Here is a 21516-nt window from a genome sequence, read left to right as displayed (position 1 = left end):
CGTGCGAATGGCGGTCCTCGCACTTTGCGCGGGGATCGCTCTTTTGGCGACGGTCTTCTACCGCGCCAACCCGGTGACCGAGGCCGCTCGCGACTATGCCGGGGATGTGGCCACTGCCAGCGCCGGCATCTACGTCTCGCTCAGGACATTGAACGCGGTTCTGTCCGCCGCGCAGGAGGTCGAGGTCGGGGGCTCGCTGGTCGCCTCTGCTTCGGCTCAGTCATTCCGGTTTCTCGAACCGATAGACGACACGGTGGAGCGGATTGCGTCCGTCGTATTCAACGTGATGATCGTGACCGGAGTGCTGTCGGTGGCGATGGGGCCTGTCAGCGCGGTCGGTGCCGGGATGGTGGCCGTGGCGTTATGCATATGGATGATGGATCGGGGGATCGGGCGGCACGATGTGGTCGTGGCGCTGTCCCGGCGTCTGGTGTGGTATGGCCTGTTTCTGGCGCTGGCGCTGCCGGCGGCGGTTCTGCTGTCCGGCGTTCTCGCTGACGGTCTGACCCTCGATGTCTGGGACGAAAACGCTGCGGTCATTGCCGAAATCAGCGCCGAGGCCGAAGGGGCGATGCCCGAAGGTTCCACCCCGGACGGTTGGTGGCAGAACCTGAGCGGTGCGATGGAAGAGGCGGAGCGGTATCAGGAAATCGTCAGGAACGTTTCGGACCGCGCGGATGACCTGCTGCGCAGCTACGTGGCCATCCTTGCGGTCTTCATCTTCAAGATCCTGGTGTTGCCCGCACTGCTGGTGGGCGCGTTCTTTGTCATCGCCCGGTTCCTGTCGCGCGGGGGCAGGGCGCCTTAGCCGCCCTCTTTCATCCTCTGAAAGTCCCGGAGCGTGACCACGCCGTTGCCGTCATGGTCCAGCTTGACGAACCAGGCCTCGGTTCCATCGCGGAACTCGGCCTTGCTGACCAGCCCATCTCCGTCCGCATCGTTGAACTCGCGCTTCAAGGCATTGGCCGGACCCTTGAACGATTTTGGCATGTCATTGGCTGCGATGTCAGCGGCGCGGGTCTCATCAAACAGGTCGTATTCCGCGGCATCAAGGTGGTCGTTTTCGTCCGCGTCGAACATGTAGAACACGTCCATGCGCTTTTCGCGCGCTTCGTCCAGTGTCACGCTGCCATCCCCGTCTGCATCCCAGTTTTCGATGAAATGGGCGCCGCCCTGTGCCATGGCCATCCCGGCTATCAGGCAGAAAACGGGGAGCGCGATTGTCAGGCCCTTCATCTCGAAATCCTTCCTTTTCGGTTGGTGTCTGGTTTCAACGGTTAGCCTCGTCCGAACCGTCGGCGCCAAATCGCCGCAGGTCATGCGCTCGACAATTCGTCAAAGCATTCCAGGGCCTTGGCGGCGTACATCATCGACGGGCCGCCACCCATCTGGATGCACATGCCCAGCACATCCGCGACCTCATCCCGGTTGGCGCCTGCCTTGACCAGCGCTTCGGTGTGCAACGAGATGCAGGGCTCGCAACGGATTCCGATCGAAATGCCGAGCGCGATGAATTCCTTGGTTTTGAAGTCCAGCACGCCGCCCTTTTTGACCGCCTTGCCGAGCGACCCAAAGGTCCGGGCCGTGTCCGGCATGGCCGTGTTTAGGTTGCGCAGACCCGCGCGTGTGGCGGACAGTTTATCGTTCCAGATCACGGATGAGGTCTCCTTGCAAACATCTCGTTATCTGCATGTGTAAGGAGGTGCTTGTCCCGTGACTTTGATCTTGATCAGGTGAGGGGTTTTGCTGCGATCAGGGCGAGATTGTTGGCGGGCATCTCGATGACTTCGGCCATTTCCAGCCCCGCGGCCTGCATCAGGTCGATCATGTCGAAATCGTCCTTATAGCCGATTTCGGCGTCCTGCATGGTTAGCGCGGCGTGAAAGCGCTTGTCGCCCTCGCTGGTCAGTTGGCCGCCGCGCATGAAGGGGCCGTAGAGGACGAACCGTCCGCCGGGCGCCAGCGCTCGTGCGGTCTCGGTGATCAGGGTTTCGGTCTCGGGCAAGCTAATGAGGTGCAGCAGGTTGATCAGCACGATCAGGTCGTAACCCGTGTGTTCGGTGCTCCAGCCGGGTTGGAGTGCGTCCAGAGTGTGAGCGGGCAGGATATTGGGTATACCTTGCGCATAAGCGTCGATACTGGTGATGCGCTCCGCGATCACTTCGGTCGGTTGCCAGAGCAGGCCGGGCAGACGAGCGGCAAAGGCGACGACGTGTTGGCCGGTGCCGCTTGCCAGCTCCAGCGCCCGGCCGTCCTGCGGGGCGACCTGAGCCAGCAGATCGCAGAGCACGTCCACATTGCGGCTGGCGGCGGGGGCGATCAGCTTGGCGCCGTCCCCCTGTTCGGCGACGCTGGCATTGGGGGGCAGGGTTCGCTTACTCATCGGCGCAGCCTTTCTGGCCGCAGGGCAGCGACCATGTCCGGCGCCAGTTCCGGCGCGGTGCCGGTCACAAGATCCGCCACCAGTTGCCCGGCAGCGGGGGCGGTCTGAAACCCGTATCCACCCTGGCCTGCGACCCAGACAAAGGACGGCTGATCAGGGTCAGGACCCAGCACAAGCGTCTTGTCGGGGGCGAAACTGCGCAGCCCGGCCCAGTTGGTTTCGACCCGTGTCACCGGCTCGGTCACATATTCTTCATAGCGCGCCAACCCCTCGGCCAGCACCATGTCGTCGGCATAGACGTCATGTGGCTCGACCGGGTCGGCATCGGCGGGCGAGACCAGCAGCTTGCCCGCATCCGGTTTCGCATACCAGCTTTCGCCGACACCCAGCATCATTGGCCAGCCCGATACGTCATGACCGCCCGGCGCGGGCAGGCGGGCCATCGACCGGCGGCACGGGGTGATTCCGATGGGCGCAATCCCGGCCATCTGCGCTACCTGATCCGCCCAGGCGCCTGCGGCGTTGACAAGGTTGCGGGCCTCGAACATCTCGCCCGCCTCGACCTGCCAGCGCTGCTCCTTGGTGATGCCTGTCACTCGTCGCTTGGTTAGAACCTGCCCGGCATTGGAGCGGATCTCGCGCGCGAAATCCTGCAGCATCCTGTCGGTGTCGATGTCCTGCGCATCCTCGTGATAGGCGGCAAAGGCCACGGCGTCGGGGTTCAGAATGGGGATGCGGGCGCGGGCCTCGTCAAAGGTGATCTCGTGCATGCCAAGATCACGTACATCCGCCCTGAAGGAGGCACTCTGGTCCGGTCCACCGATCAACAGCAGCCCCCGGGGGCTGAGATAGCCACCATTGGCGGTCTGGTGATAGTTCGCACTGGCCCGACTCAGCGCCACGGTGGGCGGCAGGCCGTAATTCTGCTCGAACAAGGCCGCCGAGCGGCCCGACGCGTGATACCCCAGCGCATCCTCGGCCTCGAGCACGGTGACCGAGCCATGCGTGGACAGATGCGCGCCCACGCTCAACCCGGCGATGCCGCCGCCGATAATCAGAAAGTCGATCATGTCCGCTCCTCAAGACGGTCAGTTGCAGGGGGCGGTGTTGGGCTGAGCGCCGCGATCCGGTTGTGGAGCTCTGGCGTCAGGTCATAATCCAGCGCCGCCAGCGACGGCGCGATCTGCTCAGCGCCGCGGCTCGAGATGATCGGCATGGGCTGGCACGGATGGGCCGCAACCCACGCCACCGCCAGCGTGGCGGGGGAGGTACCCAGCTCATCAGCCAGTTCCGCCAACGCCGCAGCAGTACCCGCCATCCACTCCTGCCCATAGCGCGCGGCATACCGGCTGTCCTCGCTTAGCCGCCCGACGCCGCCCCGGGTGTATTTGCCGGTCAGCAACCCACCCCCCAGCGGAGAATAGGGCGCCACCGCGATGCCCTGATCGGCGCACATCGGCAGGATCTCGACCTCGGCCTGACGCTTCACCAGGCTGTACATCGGTTGCAGGATGTCGATGCGCAGATCGAACCGGGCGGCAATCGCCACCGCCTTCATCACCTGCCAGGCGGCGAAATTCGACAGGCCCACATAGCGGACCTGCCCGGCCTGCTTCAGTTTGGCAAAACACGCCATGGTCTCGGCTAGATCGGTTTCCGGGTCGAACCGGTGGAGATAGAGGATGTCCACCGCATCCAGCCCCAGCCGCCGCCGAGAGGCATCGAACTGCGCCCGCATATTCGCGGCCCCCGCACCGCCCTGATAGCCGACCTTGGTAGCGACCAGCACGCGGTCGCGTTCGGCGCCGATCATCCCGCCCAGCAGCGTCTCGGAATAGCCATCTGTATAGGCATGCGCGGTATCGAAATGGGTAATGCCCGCCGCCCGGCACGCATCGTACATGGCCCGGCTCTGCGCCGCATCGGCGCGGCCGCCGAACTGCATGGTGCCAAAGGCGAACGAACTGGCTGGCGTGCCGTTGGGGCTGGTCAATCTGCAAATCATGGGCGGAGAATTGCACGCCCCCGGCGCGGCGAAAAGAGCCAACAGAGGCCCACAGGAAACTTGCCCGCTCTGGCTTGGGCACGCATAGTGGCCCAAAGCCCGCAAAAGGGCCGAAGATGGAGCGAGAGATGGACACAGCCGCCTTACACCCGATGGCGACGGGGCACATACCTGCATACGTGACAGCGGCGGACGGGTCCGATTATCTGTTCAACTTCATGGTGATATTTACCGTCGTCTTGATCGTGCTTCTGGGGGTCGGCTATTTCACATTGCACGCGCTACCCGAGCGCATGGCGCACAAGTCGAACCATTCGCAGTTCCAATTCGTGGGCATTCTGGCCCTTCTGGCGCTGTTCACCCACAATAATATTTTCTGGGTCATAGCAATCCTCGTGGCCGGGTTCCGCATTCCTGATTACCTCAGCCCGATCCGGTCCATGGCGACCTCGCTTTCGGCGCTTGCCGCGCAGGGAAATCAGGCCACGACAGAGCGGGAGGCAGTTGAACCGGAAGCCGTCCCACTCGAAGTGGAGGCTAAGGCAGAGACCGAAGCAGACGCCGAAGCGAAGGGGCACTGAGCAATGCTGGAGACACTGATCTGCGCCCTCTTCACCATTCTGCCCGACTTCCTGTTCCGCCGTTATGTGCAGGGTAAGCGGATCGGGCATGAGATCACCTTTTTCACGATGTGGTACGAACTTCGCTGGGGGCTGACCACCTGTGCGATGGCAGCGATCACGGTGATTACGACCCTGTTCTATTTTCATCCGGCAACGGCTTCGGTGACGTCCTATTTCCGCACGGTGACGATCCTGCCGCAGGTCGGGGGACGCGTGGCTGAGATCTATGTCGAGAACAATCAGCAGGTTCAGGCGGGAGATCCGATCTTCCGTCTCGACGGTCTATCGCAGAAGGCTGCGGTCGAGACGGCCAAGGCCAATCTGGCCGAGGTTGATGCCTCGATGAAGGTTGCCGAAACCGATCTGGCGGCGGCCCGGGCGGGTGTTGTGCAGGCCGAGGCCTCGCTGGCGCAGGCCAATGAGGATCTCGCCCGAAATCAGGAACTGCGCGAGAAAGGTTCGAGCGCTGTGCGCCTGACCGAGATCGAACGTTTGGAAAACCTGGTGAAAGAACGGACCGGGCGTCTGGATGCCGCGCGCGCGAATGAGGCGGCGGTACAGCAGCAGATTGACGTCCTGATCCCGGCGCAGCATGCCAGCGCCGAGGCGCAGCTGGAGCAGGCCGAGGCGGAACTGGACAAGACGCTGATCGTTGCGGGTGTCGAAGGGCGGATCGAACAGTTCTCGTTGCAGGTGGGCGATTATGTCAGCCCCTTGCTGCGCCCGGCTGGCATTCTGGTGCCCAGCTTCTCGGGACGGCAGCGGTTTCAGGCGGGTTTCAATCAGCTTTCGGCGCAGGTCATCCGCCCCGGCATGGTTGCCGAGATCGGCTGCATGACCAAGCCGTTCACCGTGGTTCCGATGGTCGTCGTTGCGGTACAGGATGTAATCCCGTCGGGGCAGATCCGCCCCTCGGATCAACTGCTTGAGCCGCAGAACAGCCCCCCGCCGGGTTCGATCCTGGTCTATCTCGAACCGCTTTACGACGGCATGGCCGATGCGCTGCCGCCGGGCAGCAACTGTCTGGCCAATGTCTACACCTCCAACCACCACAGGCTGGAGCATGAAGAGCTGGGCACGGGCCGGCGGATCTTACTGCATGTGGTGGACACGATCGGCGTGGTTCACGCGGCGGGGCTGCGTCTGCGGCTGCTGTTGATGCCGGTCCAGACGCTGGTGTTCAGCGGGCACTGACGGGCGTGGCTGATCAATTCGTGATTGGAAGCCGACCCTCGGCTCGGGTTAGGTAGCGCCATGTTCGACGCCATGCTCCGCCCCATCATCGACCCGCCCTTGCAGGCGCAAGGCCGCATGCTGGCCGGTTGGGGCGTCAGCGCCAATCAGGTGACGCTGGCCGGGCTGGCCGCAGGTTTAACCTCTGCGTTGCTTATCGCGCTGGGGCTGACCGGCTGGGCGCTACTGCCGCTGCTGCTCTCGCGTCTGGCCGACGGGCTGGATGGGGCAGTGGCGCGGGTGACACAGCCCAGCTCGTTCGGCGGATATCTGGACATCACTTGCGACTTTGCCTTTTACGGGGCGGTGCCGATGGCCTTTGTCTGGCTCGATCCTGCAGCCAACGGCGCAGCGGGGGCTTTCCTGCTGACCGCATTCTACGTGAATGGTGCGAGCTTTCTGGGCTATGCGGTTCTGGCCGAGCGTCACGGGATGAAGTCGCGGCGCCATGGGGTCAAGACGCTCTATTTCACCGGCGGTCTGTTGGAAGGGGCCGAGACCATCGCGTTCTTCGTGGCGCTTTGCCTATGGCCTGCGTGGTTCTCGGTTCTGGCCTGGGTGTTCGGCGCGCTCTGCCTTGTCACCGCCGTTTCCCGCATTCTGCTGGCGATGCAGGTGTTCGGGCCCGAATAGGTGGGCTCCGCCAGACCCCAAATAGATGAGCGGCGCGTTTTGTAAAACACCTTTCGCGTGTTACGCTGGAAAGACCAAACGCATTTTCCGAAGCTCGTTTCTGGGAGTGCATTCATGGGCCATTCCGAACCCCATACCAAAGGTCAATCCGCACCCACCGAGCCATTGGACCCAGATAACTATCCGCCGATGGAGTTCCGGATGGCCGATCTGCAGGTTGGCGCGGCCGACCCGCGCGGACGTATGGTCTTAGAGATTCTATGGGCGGTAAACGAGTTCAAGATCTACAAAACCACCAACGGAATATCACCCTTCTTCTCAGATGTGCCGACAGAGGCCCGCACCCAGAAACTAGCCTATCTTGAGCTCGGATCAGGCATTGCCGAGTTCAACCACCTGATCCAGATCCTTGAGCCGCCATTTATCCCGTTCATCAGCAAGATATTCATCAACAAAACCTCGCACGAGAATCTCGTGTACTACGAACGCGAACTGGCCAGATGCATCGCTCAGGCACTGCTGGGTCAAGTCGAGCAGGCCGAGGCATCGCTGGCTGAACTTCTGGACCGGCTGGCCGCGCGCATCAGCAACCGGGGGCGGGTTGCCCACCTGCTGGTCAACATCGTGCTTGTGCTTTTGATCATTCTTGCCAGCATGGTTTTGTTGCAGTCGGACTACGTGTCGAAGTTTGGCTTCAACTTTCAGGAGATCAGCCTCGCCATCATGATGGGTAGCGTCGGCGCATTGTTTTCAACAACTGTCCGGCTACAAAGTATGGCTGTCGATCCATCGGTCACCCAGTACATGCACTGGGTCTACGCTTTCCAGAGGGTCATTGTCGGAGCGTTGGGGGCACTGATCCTGTATTTTGGCTTCCAGTCAGGCGTTCTGCGCGACCTGCTGACCGGATCGGGCAACCTTCCACCCTCGACCGTGGGCATCAACCCCTACTGGTTGTCCTTCGTCTGCCTTCTCGCCGGATTCAGCGAGCGGTTGGTGCCCAACTTGCTTGAGGCAAGAACATCGCCAGAATATGGAGCCGAAGCCACCTCATAAAGAAAAGACCCCGCCGCCGCGGGGTCTTTGTATCCAAGCGTTTCGCAGGTTTACTGCGGGATATCGCCTTCCAGCCCTTCGACGTAGAAGTTCATGCCCGCCAGCGTGCCGTCATCGGCGGTCTCACCCTCGCCGAGCCAATCGCTGCCGTCCTGCTTTTTCAGCGGGCCGGTGAAAGGGTGATAGCTGCCATCGGCGATCGACGCTTTCAGCGCCAGCGCCTCTTCTTTGACATCCGCCGGAACCGCGTCCGAAATCTCGCCGATTTCAACCATACCCTGGGCGATACCGTCCCAGGTGTTCACGGTCTCCCAGTTGCCATCCATGACCGCCTGCGTGCGGGCGACATAGTAGGGTGCCCAGTTGTCGATGATCGAGCTAACGCGCGGTTTGGGGGCATATTCGCTCATGTCCGAGGCCTGACCGAAGGTGATCACATTGCCCGCTGTCTGCGCCGCGGCCTGAGGCGCGGTCGAGTCGGTGTGCTGCAGGATCACGTCGGCGCCCTGTTCGATCAGCACCTTGGCCGCATCGGCCTCTTTCGCCGGGTCGAACCAGGTGTAGGCCCAGACGATCTTGAACTGCACATCCGGGTTGACCTTCTTGGCGTGGATATAGGCCGAGTTGATGCCCCGGATCACTTCGGGGATCGGGTACGAGCCGATATAACCGATGACGTTCGACTCAGTCATCTTGCCCGCGATATGACCCTGCACTGCGCGGCCTTCATAGAAGCGGGCTGAATAGACCGACACGTTGGGTGCGGTCTTGTAACCGGTGGCATGCTCGAACTTCACGTTCGGGAACTTCTTGGCCACGTTGATGGTCGGGTCCATGTAGCCGAACGAGGTCGTAAAGATCAGGTCCGCGCCCTCCAGCGCCATCTGGGTCATTACACGCTCGGCATCCGGGCCTTCGGGCACGGATTCGACGAAGACGGTCTCGACCTTGTCGCCGAAATGCTCCTCGACGGCCTGACGGCCCTTGTCGTGTTCATAGGTCCAGCCGCCGTCGCCGACGGGGCCGACATAGACAAAACCGACCTTGGTCTTGTCCTGTGCCACGGCGCCGGTCGCCAGACCGATCACCATTGCGGCCGTTGCCAGAAGTGAATTGAATTTCATCAGGTTACTCCCCAGGTTGGTACAATTTCCCTCGTCTAGTGCGAGGCATGGAAGGTCCGGCCAAGCGACGCAGGCGCGCTGCTCTTGTCGGCCGAAAGGATCACAAGCACAAGGATCGTGATGATGTAGGGCGACATTGCCAGATACTCGACGGGAATGGCAACGCCTGCCGCCTGCAGATTGAGCTGCACCACGGTCACTCCGCCGAAAAGATAGGCACCCAGCAGGGCACGCCACGGTTTCCAGCTGGCAAACACCACTAGCGCCAGGGCGATCCAGCCGACACCGGCGGTCATGCCCTCGGTCCACTGCGGCACGCGGATCAGGCTGATATAGGCCCCGCCCAGACCGGCACAGGCGCCGCCGAACAGGATCGCCATGATCCGGATGCGGATCACCTTGTAACCCAGCGCGTGGGCGGCATCGTGGTTTTCGCCGACCGCGCGCAAGACTAGACCCACGCGGGTGTATTTCAGCAGGGCCCACACGGCGGCGGTCAGCGCGATGCCGAGATAGAGGATCGGGTCATGGGAAAACAGAACCGGCCCGACCACCGGCAGATCGCTGATCACCGGAATATCCAGCTTGCCCATCTGCGGCGGCTTGATGCCCACATAGCTCTGCCCCATCAGGGCGCTGAGGCCCAGACCAAACAGCGTCAGCGCCAGACCGCTCGCCACCTGATTGGCCAGCGCCACTTGCGTCAGCAGCACGAAAAGCAGCGACAGCACAGCGCCACCGATGGCCGAGGCGATGAACCCCAGCCAGGGTGAGCCGGTCTCAACCGATATGGCAAAACCGCTGATGGCGCCCACGATCATCATGCCCTCGACGCCGAGGTTCAGGACCCCGGCCTTTTCCACCACCAACTCGCCAATGGCGGCCAGCAGGAGAGGGGTGGCAGCCACCATCAGCGAGGCTACCAGCAGAACTGGATTGATTGCGGATAGGTCCATTACACTGCCCCCAAAAATTTGACACCAACCAGCGAGCCGGCAATCGCGCCGACCCAAACACCGGAAAGAGCGGCTATCTCATTCGTCCGCTCGTTGTGTCGACTGAACAACAGAACGAACAGGAACCCGCCGAACGGCGCCGCCATGACTATCAGGACGGCAGCAACCCCCTCCCAACCAATTGTCACGAGGTTCAACAGCGCCGGGATGAACGCTAGCGGCGTGAACGAAAGCCCTGCCAGCACCAGAAAGGCGATGGCCGTGGATACTGCGAATCTGCGTATAAGCCGTTGCATCACGCCACCTCCCTGCGAGCCACGCGAACGCGGTAATTGGTCAGAAGATCCAGCGCCAACAGGAAGAACAGCAGCATCCCCTGGAACACCTGGATGGCGGCGGCGGGCAGGCCGAGGCTGCCCTGCGCGATCTCGCCGCCGATATAGGTCAGCGCCATCAGCCCCCCGGCCAGCAGGATGCCGACGGGATGCAGGCGGCCCAGAAAGGCCACGATGATCGCGGTAAAGCCATAGCCCACGTTGAAGTCGATCGAGATCTGACCTGAGGGACCCGCCACCTCAAACAGCCCCGCCAGCCCGGCCAGCGCGCCGGACAGACCCAGACAGAACAGGATCAACCGCGAGGGGTTGACGCCCGCGAACCGGGCCGCGCGCGGCGCCTCTCCGGTCAGCCGGATGTGAAAGCCCAGCATGTGACGGTTGAGCAGCACATAGGCAAAGATCACCGCGACAAAGGCCGCGACCACACCCCAATGCATGCCCGAGCCCGTGATGATCTCGGCATTATGCGCGCTGGCATAGGATTGCAGGTTGCGCGAGCCCGGAAAGCCGAAGCCTTCGGGGTTCTTCAGCAACCCCAGCGAGACCGAGGCCAGCATCTGCTCGGCCACATAGACCAGCATCAACGAGACCAGAATCTCGTTGGTGCCGAACCGCACCTTCAGAAAGGCCGGGATCGTCGCCCAGATCCAGCCGCCAAGCGCCCCGGCGATGACCATCAGCGGAAAGATGTACCACGCCTCAAGCGGATAAAAGGCAAGACCAGCACCTGCGCCAAAGATGGCCCCCATGATGTACTGGCCCTCGGCCCCGATATTCCAGATCCCGGCGCGAAAACCCAGCGACAGCCCGATGGCGATCAGTACCAGCGGCGCGCCCTTCACCAAAAGCTGAGGGCGGTAGAAAAAGGCGAACTCGCCAAACAGAGGCTCCCAGAAAATGGTCCGGATCGCCTCGACCGGGTTCTTGCCGAGCGCCGCGAACAGCAGCCCTCCGAACAGCATCGTCGCCAGCACCGCCACCAGCGGCGTCGCCATCGACCACGCCTGTGATGGCTGTGGCCGTTTCTCCAACACAATCATCCGCTCACCCCCTCATCGCTTCTTCTTGCTTCAAATACGCATGGTGCAACGGGTCAAACATGCGCCACCTCCATGCCATGGGCGCCACCCATCATCAGACCGATCTCGTCAACGGTCAGACCCGTCGCCGGGCGCGGCGCGCTCAGGCGGCCCTCGTTCAGGGCCGCGAAACTGTCCGAGATTTCCATCAGCTCATCCAGATCCTGGCTGATGCAGACCACCGCCGCGCCCTTGGCGGCCAGATCCAGAATGGCCTGACGGATCGCCGCTGCCGCCGCCGCATCCACGCCCCAGGTCGGTTGGTTCACCACCAGCACATCGGGGTTCTGCAACACCTCTCGGCCAATTACGAATTTCTGCAGATTGCCGCCCGACAGCGACCGCGCAGCATTGTCCGGCCCGGGCGTGCGCACGTCGAACGCCTCGATGATCTTCTCGGCAAAACCCTGGCTCTCGGACCATTTCAGAAAACCCCGGCTCTCCAGCCCCTCGCGCACCGATCCGGTCAGCAACGCGTTTTCGGTCAGGCTCATGTCCGGCGCCGCAGCATGACCCAGCCGCTCTTCCGGCGCCGTCAGCAGCCCCAGCTTGCGCCGCGCAGTCGGGCCCAGCCTGCCCACGGCCTGTCCGTCCATCTTCACCGCGTCCGCATCGGTCACGATCTCGCCCGAAAGCACGCCCAGCAACTCATCCTGCCCGTTGCCCGCCACCCCGCCGATGCCCAGCACCTCGCCCTTGCGCACGGTCAGGTGCAGGTTCTTCAGCGCGGTGCCGAATTCCGAGGGCGAGGGCACCGAAAGCCCGGTGATGTCCAGCGCCACCTCGCCGAACTCGCGGCCCGCGCGTTCCGGCGTCTGCAGGGTTGAACCCACCATCAGTTCAGCCATTTCCCGCGCCGAGGTTTCGGACGGCACGCATTCACCCACATTCTTGCCCAGCCGTAGAATGGTGGCGTGGTCACACAGCGTGCGGATTTCCTCAAGCTTATGAGAAATATAGAGAATCGAGGTTCCCTCCGATCGCAGCTTCTGCAGCGTCTCGAACAGGATCTCCACCTCCTGCGGCGTCAAAACACTGGTCGGCTCGTCCATGATCAGCAGCTTGGGATCCTGCAGCAGGCAGCGGATGATCTCGACCCGTTGCCGCTCACCCGCCGACAGGTCCCCCACCGTGCGGTAAGGGTCGAGCGGCAACCCATAGGTCTCGGACACTTCGCGGATACGCGCAGCCAGATCGGACATCGCCGGCGGGTTCTCCATCCCCAGCGCGATGTTCTCGGCCACGTTCAGCGCGTCGAACAGTGAAAAATGCTGAAACACCATCGCGATACCGTCGGCACGTGCGGCCCGCGGTTCGGGCGGCGCATAAGGCTGGCCGTTCAGCAGCATGGCGCCGCTGTCGGGCTTGACCAGCCCGTAGATCATCTTGACCAGCGTCGATTTTCCGGCGCCGTTCTCGCCCAGCAGGGCGTGCACCTCGCCCTCGCCGATATCGAAGGACACGGTGTCATTGGCCACGACGCCGGGATAGGCCTTGGTCAGGCCTTGCAAGCTCAACAATGGGGTGGTCACGCGCTCAGGTCCTTCTTTCGTGTCTCGGTCAGGGCAGGGCGCAAGAGCTGCGCGGCGACGCCCACGGCGATCATTTGCGGATGTTTGCCCAAGGACGGATCGCCGATCGGGCAGGTGATGCGGCCGATCCGCCCGGGCGTGTGCCCCAGCGCTTTCAGCCGCGACCGGAACCGCGCCCATTTCGTAGCCGAGCCGATCAGCCCCGCAAAGCGAAAATCGTGTCCCAGCAAGCGGTTGCACAATTCCAGGTCCAGAGTGTGCGAATAGGTCAACACCAGATGCTCGGCATCGCGGGGGGCATAAGGCACCAATTCTACCGGTTTCGCCGCCGGAATGGCAGTGACGCCTGCCGGAATATCCGCCGGAAACCGCTCGGGTCCGGTATCGACCCAGGTGATGGCCAGATCGGGCAGCGGCGACAGCACATCGACCAGCGCCCGGCCCACATGGCCCGCACCCCAGATCCAGAGGTTGCGCGCCGGTTTGTGCACCGGCTCGATCATCCAGCCGTCGATCAGCTGCGGCTCGGGCGGCACCCCTTGCCCGCGCGCCTGTGCCAGCAGACGCTTGACCGACAGGGGCATCCCTCCGCCCGCCGTGGGCCGGGCAATGACGTCACCCTCCAGCGCGGCCAGCGCCTCGGCATCGTAAACCTCACTCAGCAGCGTCACCGCGCCGCCGCAGCACTGCCCCAGATCGGGACCCAGCGCATGGTGGCTGAGCTGACGCGGGGCGGTCTGTCCCCGCGCCGCCTCAGCGGCTTGATATTCCAGCGTACCGCCGCCGACGGTGCCCGACTGCCCATCCCGCCACACCAGCATCGCGGCGCCGACCTCGCGCGGGGATGACCCCCGCAACGCGGCGATGACTACACGGGTGACTTGCCCATGGATTTCGACCGCTTCCCTCAAAGCCTCCAGGTCAAATCCCATGGGTTATCCTCCCTTTACCCTTCGAATGCCGCGCCAGACCTCTTCCGCCGTGGCAGGCGCATTCAGCGCCGGATAGGCTGCGCCACAGGCCGCCACCGCATCGGATAGCGCCAGCCAAGCCGAGATCCCCAGCATGAAGGGCGGCTCACCCACCGCTTTCGAGCGATAGATCGTGTTCTCGCGGTTCTCGCCGTCCCACAGCGCCACATTGAACACATCCGGACGGTCCGAACAGGCCGGGATCTTGTAGGTCGAGGGCGCATGGGTGTGCAGACGGCCCATGTCGTCCCAGACCAGCTCCTCGGTCGTCAGCCAGCCGGCGCCCTGAACATAACCGCCTTCGACCTGGCCCACATCCAGCGCCGGGTTCAGCGAAGCGCCCGCATCATGCAGGATGTCGGTGCGCAAAATGCGGTTCTCACCGGTCAGCGTATCCACCGCCACCTCGGTCACCGAGGCGCCGTAGGCGAAGTAGTAGAATGGCCGCCCATGGCCCTTGATCCGGTCCCACTCGATCTTCGGCGTCTTGTAGAACCCGGTGGCCGACAGGCTGACCCGGCCCTGATAGACCAGCGCCGCCGCCTCGGCGAAGCTATACCGCGCCTCGCCTACCTCGACATGACCCTCCGCAAAGCGCACGGAACCCGCATCCGCCTGATGCCGCTCCGCCAGAAACTCTGCCATGCGGTCGCGGACCGTGTCGCAGGCCGCCTTGACCGCCATACCGTTCAAATCTGAGCCTGACGAGGCCGCCGTGGCCGACGTATTAGGCACCTTGGCAGTATCGGTCGCGGTGATCTTGACCAGGTCCAGCGGAATGCCGAACCGGCTGGCCGCCACCTGCGCCACCTTCTGGAACAGACCCTGACCCATCTCGGTGCCGCCATGGTTCAGATGTACCGAGCCGTCCTGATAGACATGCACCAGCGCGCCCGCCTGATTGAGATGCGTCAGGGTAAACGAAATCCCGAACTTCACCGGCGAAAAGGCGATGCCTTTCTTGACAACCCGGTTCTCGGCATTCCACCGCGCCACCGCCTCTTTCCGCGCCGCATAATCAGACGAGGCCAACAGCGCCTCGGTCATCTCATGCAGTTCGAAATCCTCGACCTCCATGCCATAAGGCGTGGTGTTCTTCACCTTTTTCGAAATACTCCGGGGGGCTTGGGGGGCAGCGCCCCCCTGCGACGGCGCCGCATAGTAATTCCGCCGCCGCAGCTCGGCCGGGTCCAGCCCCAGTTCATGCGCAGCATGATCCATCACCCGCTCGATCCCGACCATCCCCTGCGGCCCGCCGAACCCGCGATAGGCGGTGGCGGACTGAGTGTTGGTCTTCAACCTATGGCTCTCGATCCGCGCATTGGGCAGCAGATAGGCGTTATCGGAATGCAGCATGGCGCGGTCGGCCACCGGCAGCGACAGGTCCTGCGCCCAGCCGCAGATCGCGTGATGCAGGAAGGAAACGCCCTGAATGCGACCCTCCTCATCGAACCCGGCGCGATAGGCGATGCGGAAGGCGTGGCGCTTGCCGGTGATGACCATGTCGTCGTCGCGGTCATAACGCATCTTACAGGCCTTGCCGGTGGCACGGGCCGCGATGGCGCAGGAGACGGCCAGCGCGTTGCCCTGGCTCTCCTTGCCGCCAAAGCCGCCGCCCATCCGTCGGGTCTCGACGCGGACGGCATGCATGGGCACGCCCAACGCCTCGGCCACCTTGTGCTGGATCTCGGTCGGATGCTGGGTCGAGCTGTGCACCAGCATGTCGCCCTCGTTCGGCACCGCCAGCGCGGCCTGACCTTCGAGGTAGAAATGCTCCTGCCCGCCCAGTTCGAACGATGCTTCGATCACGCGAGGTGCCGCTGAAATCGCGGCCTCGGCATCGCCTTTTTCATAGATGCGCGGGCCTTCCTCAAAGCGGGAATCTGCGGCCAGCGCCTCTTCGATGGTCAGGATCGGGGTCTCTTCCGTATACTCCACCTTGCCCAGCTGCGCCGCCTTGCGCGCGGCCAGATGGCTGGTGGCCACGACCAGAAAGACGGGCTGGCCGATGTAGTTCACGGTGCCATCCGACAGAAGCGGCTCGTCATGGATCGAGGGCGAGACATCGTTGGTGAAAGGCAGATCCTCGGCGGTCATCACCATGACCACGCCCGGTGCTGCCTTTACGTCCGACAGGTCCATCGCCGTGATGCGGCCCTTGGCAATCGGGCTGAGGCCAAAGGCCAGATGCAACGCGCCTTTGGGCGTCGGGATATCGTCCACATAGCGCGCCGATCCGGTCACGTGCAGCGGCGCGGCGTCATGGGGCAGGGGCTTGGTTACGCTCATGCCGACACCTCCAGCACATTCACCGCCTCACCCTGATCTTCGGCGAAGTAACGTTCCAGCATCGCCTTGGCGGTCTCCAACCGGTATTCCGCCGAGGCGCGCATGTCGGTGAGCGGAGTGAAATCCGCACCGAACGCGGGCACGGCGGCCTGCACGGTTTCAGTGCTCCAAGGCTTGCCGATAAGTGCCGCTTCAACGGTTGAGGCGCGTTTCGGAATACCGGCCATGCCGCCAAAGGCAATGCGCGCCTCGGACACCGTGCCATCGCTGATCGTGATGTTGAAGCAACCACAGACCGCTGAGATATCCTGATCGAACCGCTTGGAGAGCTTGTAGCATTTCAGCCGGTCCGCCTGACGCGGAAAGCTCACGGTCTCGACGAACTCGCCGGGGTGAAGGTCCTGTTTGCCGTAGTCGATGAAGAAGTCCTCGAGCGGCAGGTCTCGGCGGGTGTCGCCCTTGCGCAAATGCAGCGTTGCCCCCAACGCGATCAGGGCTGGAGGGTTGTCGCCGATGGGCGAGCCGTTGGCGATATTGCCGCCGACGGTGGCCGCGTGGCGGACCTGCACCGAAGCGTAGCGACGGATCATTTCGGCGTAGGATGGGTGTTGATCGTTGAGCGCGTCGCCCATCCGGTTCATGTCCACCATGGCACCGAAACGCATGGTGTCTTCGGTGATGACTATCTCTTTCAGATCCTCGCAACCGCTGAGGAAGATCACCGGGTCAAGATCACGCAATTGCTTAGTCACCCAAAGGCCGACATCGGTGGCGCCAGCGACAAGCGTGGCGTCTGGATGAGCGGCGTAGATCTCGGCCAGCTCGTCAGCGTTGCGCGGGAGGAAGCGGGAGGAGGGGGGTTCTGCCCCCCGGTCTTCGACCTGCCCTCGGGATATTTCCGGCAAGAGGAAGGACTTGTCAGTTTCGATCCAGTCGGGGACCGGTGTGCCCTCAACTGCCTGTGCGGCGCGGATGATCGGGGCATAGCCGGTGCAGCGGCAGAGATTGCCCGCCAGCTGGGTGTCGTGATCGGTGGCGCCGTTGGTGTGGCTTGCGACCATGGACATCACGAAACCGGGGGTGCAGAAGCCGCATTGCGAGCCGTGATGCTCTACCATCGCCTTTTGGACGGGATGCATTTGACCACCGGGACCACTGGCGCCTTCGACAGTGCGGACCGCTTTGCCATGGAGTTGCGGCAGGAACAGGATGCAGGCATTCAGCGCCTTGGCGCCGTCCTCATCCGTCACCATAACCGTGCAGGCGCCGCAATCGCCCTCGTTGCAGCCTTCCTTGGTGCCAGTCAGGCCGCGCTCTTCGCGCAGCCAGTCCAGCAGCGTGGCGGTGGGATCGACCCCCGCCAGGTCCACAGTCTCTCCGTTCAGAAGAAACGTGATGTCCATAATGTGAAACCCGTCGCCTTACCCTGTTATGCCCCTGAACGTTCTCCCTCGATGCGACGTAGAAGAAGAAGCGGGCGTGTCTTCGTTCACAACGTTAGAAAGAGCGCGGGCGATCTGGCAAGAAAAACTGCCCTTGGGATGTGGGTTTTGGGCGGTTTTGGGTGCTTCTGGCCCTTGACTGATGTCAATTACAGTTATGTTTTCTCAGGATATTTTGTCACATCGCGTGTGGCGGGGTCAGAAGCTCCTTCAAGAATTCCAGAATAATCCGGTCCGATCTTTCGGGAAAATAAGCGCCCGGTTCCCGCTTTCTCAGCGCGGATCGCTGGGGTAGCTTCGGCGTCATGAGCAGTACTCCGCGATTCATCCATCTCCGCGTCCACACCGAATATTCCCTTCTCGAAGGCGCCGTGCGGCTGAAGAAGCTGCCGGATCTGTGCCGGAAGATGGAGATGCCCGCCGTTGCCGTCACCGACACCAACAACATGTTCTCGGCGCTCGAGTTCTCTGTTGGCGCCAGCGGGGCCGGTATCCAGCCGATCATCGGGTGTCAGGTCGATCTGGCCTACGTGCAGGCGCAGCCCGGGGAGAAGCCGAAACCGCCCGCCCCGCTGGTACTGCTGGCGCAGAGCGAGGCGGGGTATGAGAACCTGATGCAACTCAGCTCGTGCCTGTATGTGGACAAGGGTGGGCAGCTGCCACAGGTGTCTCTGGCCGAGCTGGAGCAGCATTCGGACGGGCTGATCTGCCTGACCGGAGGCCCGGACGGGCCGGTGGGGGCGCTGTTGCAGGCGGGGCAGCGCCCGGCGGCCGAGGCGCTGGTGGACCGGCTGGCGGCGACGTTCCCCGACCGACTCTATATCGAATTGCAGCGCCATCCGGGCGAGGGCGGGCAGCCCGAGGCCGAGCGGCTGACCGAACGCGGTCATGTCGAGATGGCCTATGCCAAGAACCTGCCGCTGGTGGCCACCAATGACGTCTATTTCCCGACCTCGGACATGTATGAAGCGCATGACGCGCTGATCTGCATTTCCGAAGGCGCCTATGTGGACCAGCAGGAGGGGAGGCGGCGCTTGACCGCGCAGCACTATATGAAGTCGCCGCAGGAGATGGCGACACTGTTCGCCGACCTGCCGGAGGCGATCGAGAACACGGTCGAGATCGCCAGGCGCTGCGCCTTCATGGCCTATCGCCGCGATCCGATCTTGCCGAAATTCGCCGATGACGAGGTCGAGGAATTGCGGCGGCAGGCCAATGAGGGCCTGCAGAAGCGTCTGGCCGTGATCCCCCACGCGGTGACGTCCGAGGAATATCAGGAGCGGCTGGATTTCGAACTTGGCATCATCGAAGGCATGGGCTTTCCCGGCTACTTCCTGATCGTGGCAGATTTCATCAAATGGGCCAAGGATCAAGATATTCCGGTGGGGCCGGGACGGGGGTCCGGTGCGGGCTCGCTGGTGGCTTATGCGCTGACGATCACCGACCTCGATCCGCTGCGTTATTCGCTGCTGTTCGAACGCTTTCTGAACCCGGAACGAGTGTCGATGCCCGACTTTGATATCGACTTCTGCATGGATCGCCGCGAAGAGGTGATCCGCTATGTGCAGGAGAAATACGGGCGGGACAAGGTCGGGCAGATCATCACCTTTGGTGCGTTGCTGTCCAAGGCCGCTGTGCGCGATATCGGGCGCGTGCTGCAGATGCCCTACGGGCAGGTGGACCGGCTGTCCAAGATGATCCCGGTCGAGGGGGTCAAACCAGTTTCCATCGAAAAGGCGCTGAAGGACGAGCCGCGTCTACGTGAGGAAGCGCGCAGTGAAGAAGTGGTGGACCGCCTACTCACTTACGGCCGACAGGTCGAGGGGCTGCTGCGGAACGCCTCGACCCACGCCGCCGGTGTGGTGATCGGCGACCGGCCTCTGGACGCTTTGGTGCCGCTTTATCAGGACCCGCGTTCAGACATGCCCGCGACCCAGTTCAACATGAAATGGGTCGAGCAGGCGGGGCTGGTGAAGTTCGACTTTCTGGGCCTCAAGACCCTGACCGTCATTCAGAATGCCGTCGACCTGATCCTCAAATCGGGCCGCGACCTGCATGTGGCCGCCGATGGCACGCAGCTATATGATCCGCCCGAAGGTGCGGTGAACGAAATCAACGCCATCCCGCTGGATGACGAGGCGACCTATAAGCTCTACTCGGCGGCCAAGACGGTGGCGGTGTTCCAGGTGGAATCCACCGGCATGATGGACGCGCTCAAGCGCATGAAACCCACTTGTATCGAGGATATCGTGGCGCTGGTGGCGCTCTACCGTCCCGGCCCGATGGAGAACATCCCCACCTATTGCGAGGTCAAGAACGGCCAACGCGAGATCACCTCGGTCCACCCCCTGATCGACCATATCCTGTCGGAAACCCAGGGCATCATCGTCTATCAGGAACAGGTGATGCAGATCGCGCAGGTGATGGCGGGGTACAGCCTTGGCGGTGCTGACCTACTGCGCCGCGCGATGGGGAAAAAGATCAAAGAGGCAATGGATGCCGAGCGCCCGAAATTCGAAAAGGGCGCGGCAGAGAACGGTGTGGACGCTAGGAAAGCCTCCGAAGTCTTTGACTTGCTGGAGAAATTCGCCAATTATGGCTTCAACAAATCCCACGCTGCGGCCTATGCGGTGGTGTCCTACCAGACCGGCTGGCTGAAGGCGAACCACCCGGTCGAGTTCATGGCCGGTGTCATGAACTGCGATATCCACCTGACCGACAAGCTGGCCACTTACTTTGAAGAGGTGAAGAAGGGGCTGGATCTGCCCTACGTGCCGCCCTGCGTGAACCGCTCGCAGGCAACCTTCGACGTGATGGATGGTGAGCTTGTCTATGCGCTGGGGGCGCTCAAGAATGTGGGTGTCGAGGCAATGAGCCTTGTGGTCAAGGGGCGCGACGGCAAGCCCTTCGTGAACCTCTTCGACCTTGCGCGCCGGGTGGATCTGAAGAAGGTCGGCAAGCGGCCTCTGGAGATGATGGCCCGCGCGGGTGCCTTCGACCAGCTCGACGGCAACCGGCGGCGGGTGTTCGAAAGCCTCGATGCGCTGGTGAATTACTCGGTGGCGATCCATGAACAGAAGAACTCGAACCAGGTGTCGCTGTTCGGTGAGGCGGGCGACGACCTGCCCGAACCGCGCCTGTCGCCGACACCCGACTGGCTGCCCGCCGAACGGCTGAGCGAGGAATTCAAGGCGATCGGGTTCTACCTGTCCGGCCATCCGCTGGACGACTACATGCCTGCGCTCAAGCGCAAGCAGGTGCTGACGCTGGATCAGGTCATTGAACGCGTTCAAGTTCAGCGTGCAATGGGCGCAAAAATGGCCGGTGTCGTCGCTGGACGGCAAGAACGCAAGTCGGCGCGTGGCAACCGGTTTGCCTTTACCCAGCTCTCGGACCCGACCGGAGCCTACGAGGTCACGCTGTTCTCGGAAACGCTTGAGAAAAGCCGCGAGTTTCTGGAAACCGGCGCCCATGTGGTGCTGACGGTAGAGGCGACGATGGAGGCGGATCAGCTCAAGCTGCTGGGCCGCTCGGTCGGCCCCATCGACGCCGCCGTGGCCGAGGCCGGGGCGACAGGCCTGCGGATTTTCGTGGACCAGGCGCAGGCTTTGCCGACGGTGGCCAAGGTTCTCGAAGAAGCCGCCTCGGCCGCGCGCGGGGCCTCCAAGGGGCCGATCCAGCTCTGCCTGTTGGACCCGGGACTTCCGGGGGATGTTGAGATGGAGCTGGGCCAGGATTTTCCGATCACGCCGCAGATCAAGGGGGCGATCAAATCCTTGGAAGGCGTGCTGTCGGTCGAGGAAATGTAGCTGAGCGCACGTTTGGCCTGATGACGGTTTTCAGCCATTGTGA

The 21516-nt window shown here is 62.9% G+C and carries 19 protein-coding genes; 6 read left to right on the top strand and 13 right to left on the bottom strand.

The window, feature by feature from the left end; translation table 11 throughout:
* Positions 1–43 precede the first annotated feature (43 nt).
* A complete protein-coding gene (locus GOX53_RS07160; RefSeq protein WP_217351681.1) occupies positions 44–808 on the top strand; it encodes a hypothetical protein in 765 nt (254 codons plus the stop codon).
* On the opposite strand, the gene GOX53_RS07155 is transcribed toward GOX53_RS07160, so the two are convergent.
* The 5 genes from GOX53_RS07155 to GOX53_RS07135 form a co-directional block, all read right to left on the bottom strand.
* Complete coding sequence (locus GOX53_RS07155; RefSeq protein ID WP_171174803.1) at positions 805–1236, bottom strand: EF-hand domain-containing protein; 432 nt, start codon at positions 1234–1236, stop codon at positions 805–807. The genes GOX53_RS07160 and GOX53_RS07155 overlap by 4 nt on opposite strands.
* 80 nt (positions 1237–1316) lie before the next feature.
* Positions 1317–1655 carry a carboxymuconolactone decarboxylase family protein gene (locus GOX53_RS07150; RefSeq protein WP_171174801.1) on the bottom strand — a complete coding sequence of 113 codons (339 nt, stop codon included), beginning with the start codon at positions 1653–1655 and terminating at the stop codon, positions 1317–1319.
* 74 nt (positions 1656–1729) lie between these two features.
* A complete protein-coding gene (locus tag GOX53_RS07145; protein ID WP_171174799.1) occupies positions 1730–2383 on the bottom strand; it encodes a DUF938 domain-containing protein in 654 nt (217 codons plus the stop codon).
* Entirely contained in the window at positions 2380–3453 is a 1074-nt protein-coding gene (locus GOX53_RS07140; RefSeq protein ID WP_171174797.1) for an FAD-binding oxidoreductase, read from the bottom strand. Before GOX53_RS07140 ends, GOX53_RS07145 begins: the two co-directional genes overlap by 4 nt.
* Positions 3450–4388, bottom strand: coding sequence for an aldo/keto reductase (locus tag GOX53_RS07135; RefSeq protein ID WP_171174795.1), 939 nt, complete (start codon positions 4386–4388; stop codon positions 3450–3452). The genes GOX53_RS07140 and GOX53_RS07135 overlap by 4 nt, the downstream gene beginning before the upstream one ends.
* A gap of 128 nt (positions 4389–4516) precedes the next feature.
* Between GOX53_RS07135 and GOX53_RS07130 the strand changes: the two genes are divergently transcribed.
* The 4 genes from GOX53_RS07130 (at position 4517) to GOX53_RS07115 (ending at position 7933) form a co-directional block, all read left to right on the top strand.
* Positions 4517–4969: a hypothetical protein gene (locus tag GOX53_RS07130; RefSeq protein ID WP_254446486.1), complete on the top strand. Its 453-nt coding sequence runs from the start codon at positions 4517–4519 to the stop codon at positions 4967–4969.
* A gap of 3 nt (positions 4970–4972) precedes the next feature.
* Positions 4973–6205, top strand: a complete 1233-nt coding sequence (locus GOX53_RS07125) for an HlyD family secretion protein (protein WP_171174793.1) — start codon at positions 4973–4975, stop codon at positions 6203–6205.
* A gap of 60 nt (positions 6206–6265) precedes the next feature.
* Positions 6266–6877: a CDP-alcohol phosphatidyltransferase family protein gene (locus GOX53_RS07120; RefSeq protein ID WP_171174791.1), complete on the top strand. Its 612-nt coding sequence runs from the start codon at positions 6266–6268 to the stop codon at positions 6875–6877.
* 201 nt (positions 6878–7078) lie between these two features.
* Entirely contained in the window at positions 7079–7933 is an 855-nt protein-coding gene (locus tag GOX53_RS07115; protein ID WP_171174789.1) for a hypothetical protein, read from the top strand.
* Between the two features lie 50 nt (positions 7934–7983).
* On the opposite strand, the gene GOX53_RS07110 is transcribed toward GOX53_RS07115, so the two are convergent.
* The 8 genes from GOX53_RS07110 to xdhA are packed head-to-tail and all read right to left on the bottom strand — an operon-like array spanning position 7984 to position 17625.
* Positions 7984–9057 (bottom strand): BMP family ABC transporter substrate-binding protein, encoded by a 1074-nt coding sequence (locus GOX53_RS07110; protein WP_171174787.1) that lies wholly within the window; start codon positions 9055–9057, stop codon positions 7984–7986.
* Positions 9058–9092: 35 nt separating this feature from the next.
* Positions 9093–10013: an ABC transporter permease gene (locus GOX53_RS07105; RefSeq protein WP_171174785.1), complete on the bottom strand. Its 921-nt coding sequence runs from the start codon at positions 10011–10013 to the stop codon at positions 9093–9095.
* Positions 10013–10312, bottom strand: coding sequence for a hypothetical protein (locus GOX53_RS07100; protein ID WP_171174783.1), 300 nt, complete (start codon positions 10310–10312; stop codon positions 10013–10015). The genes GOX53_RS07105 and GOX53_RS07100 overlap by 1 nt, the downstream gene beginning before the upstream one ends.
* Positions 10309–11391: an ABC transporter permease gene (locus GOX53_RS07095; protein ID WP_171174781.1), complete on the bottom strand. Its 1083-nt coding sequence runs from the start codon at positions 11389–11391 to the stop codon at positions 10309–10311. The genes GOX53_RS07100 and GOX53_RS07095 overlap by 4 nt, the downstream gene beginning before the upstream one ends.
* 53 nt (positions 11392–11444) lie before the next feature.
* Positions 11445–12962 carry an ABC transporter ATP-binding protein gene (locus GOX53_RS07090; protein ID WP_171174779.1) on the bottom strand — a complete coding sequence of 506 codons (1518 nt, stop codon included), beginning with the start codon at positions 12960–12962 and terminating at the stop codon, positions 11445–11447.
* Complete coding sequence (gene xdhC / locus GOX53_RS07085) at positions 12959–13894, bottom strand: xanthine dehydrogenase accessory protein XdhC (RefSeq protein ID WP_171174777.1); 936 nt, start codon at positions 13892–13894, stop codon at positions 12959–12961. The genes GOX53_RS07090 and xdhC overlap by 4 nt, the downstream gene beginning before the upstream one ends.
* Before the next feature lie 3 nt (positions 13895–13897).
* Positions 13898–16222 carry a xanthine dehydrogenase molybdopterin binding subunit gene (gene xdhB / locus GOX53_RS07080; protein ID WP_171174775.1) on the bottom strand — a complete coding sequence of 775 codons (2325 nt, stop codon included), beginning with the start codon at positions 16220–16222 and terminating at the stop codon, positions 13898–13900.
* Positions 16219–17625: a xanthine dehydrogenase small subunit gene (xdhA, locus tag GOX53_RS07075; RefSeq protein ID WP_171174773.1), complete on the bottom strand. Its 1407-nt coding sequence runs from the start codon at positions 17623–17625 to the stop codon at positions 16219–16221. Before xdhA ends, xdhB begins: the two co-directional genes overlap by 4 nt.
* Positions 17626–17969: 344 nt before the next feature.
* On the opposite strand from xdhA, the gene dnaE reads away from it, so the two are divergent.
* Positions 17970–21473, top strand: coding sequence for a DNA polymerase III subunit alpha (gene dnaE, locus GOX53_RS07070; RefSeq protein ID WP_171174771.1), 3504 nt, complete (start codon positions 17970–17972; stop codon positions 21471–21473).
* Positions 21474–21516: the final 43 nt, after the last annotated feature.

It is taken from the genome of Ruegeria sp. HKCCD8929 (assembly GCF_013031405.1).
Classification (GTDB): domain Bacteria; phylum Pseudomonadota; class Alphaproteobacteria; order Rhodobacterales; family Rhodobacteraceae; genus Ruegeria.
Note: the sequence above shows the minus strand (reverse complement) of the source record. Positions and strands in the feature narration are given on the sequence as shown.

Excerpts from the sequence above, each read along its gene's own strand:
- GOX53_RS07095 (WP_171174781.1), bottom strand. The coding sequence starts at position 11,391 with ATGATTGTGTTGGAGAAACGGCCACAGCCATCACAGGCGTGGTCGATG.
- GOX53_RS07110 (WP_171174787.1), bottom strand. The coding sequence starts at position 9,057 with ATGAAATTCAATTCACTTCTGGCAACGGCCGCAATGGTGATCGGTCTG.
- xdhA (WP_171174773.1), bottom strand. The coding sequence starts at position 17,625 with ATGGACATCACGTTTCTTCTGAACGGAGAGACTGTGGACCTGGCGGGG.
- GOX53_RS07155 (WP_171174803.1), bottom strand. The coding sequence starts at position 1,236 with ATGAAGGGCCTGACAATCGCGCTCCCCGTTTTCTGCCTGATAGCCGGG.
- dnaE (WP_171174771.1), top strand. The coding sequence starts at position 17,970 with ATGAGCAGTACTCCGCGATTCATCCATCTCCGCGTCCACACCGAATAT.
- xdhC (WP_171174777.1), bottom strand. The coding sequence starts at position 13,894 with ATGGGATTTGACCTGGAGGCTTTGAGGGAAGCGGTCGAAATCCATGGG.
- GOX53_RS07130 (WP_254446486.1), top strand. The coding sequence starts at position 4,517 with ATGGACACAGCCGCCTTACACCCGATGGCGACGGGGCACATACCTGCA.
- GOX53_RS07140 (WP_171174797.1), bottom strand. The coding sequence starts at position 3,453 with ATGATCGACTTTCTGATTATCGGCGGCGGCATCGCCGGGTTGAGCGTG.
- GOX53_RS07115 (WP_171174789.1), top strand. The coding sequence starts at position 7,079 with ATGGCCGATCTGCAGGTTGGCGCGGCCGACCCGCGCGGACGTATGGTC.
- GOX53_RS07120 (WP_171174791.1), top strand. The coding sequence starts at position 6,266 with ATGTTCGACGCCATGCTCCGCCCCATCATCGACCCGCCCTTGCAGGCG.
- GOX53_RS07105 (WP_171174785.1), bottom strand. The coding sequence starts at position 10,013 with ATGGACCTATCCGCAATCAATCCAGTTCTGCTGGTAGCCTCGCTGATG.
- xdhB (WP_171174775.1), bottom strand. The coding sequence starts at position 16,222 with ATGAGCGTAACCAAGCCCCTGCCCCATGACGCCGCGCCGCTGCACGTG.
- GOX53_RS07125 (WP_171174793.1), top strand. The coding sequence starts at position 4,973 with ATGCTGGAGACACTGATCTGCGCCCTCTTCACCATTCTGCCCGACTTC.
- GOX53_RS07135 (WP_171174795.1), bottom strand. The coding sequence starts at position 4,388 with ATGATTTGCAGATTGACCAGCCCCAACGGCACGCCAGCCAGTTCGTTC.
- GOX53_RS07145 (WP_171174799.1), bottom strand. The coding sequence starts at position 2,383 with ATGAGTAAGCGAACCCTGCCCCCCAATGCCAGCGTCGCCGAACAGGGG.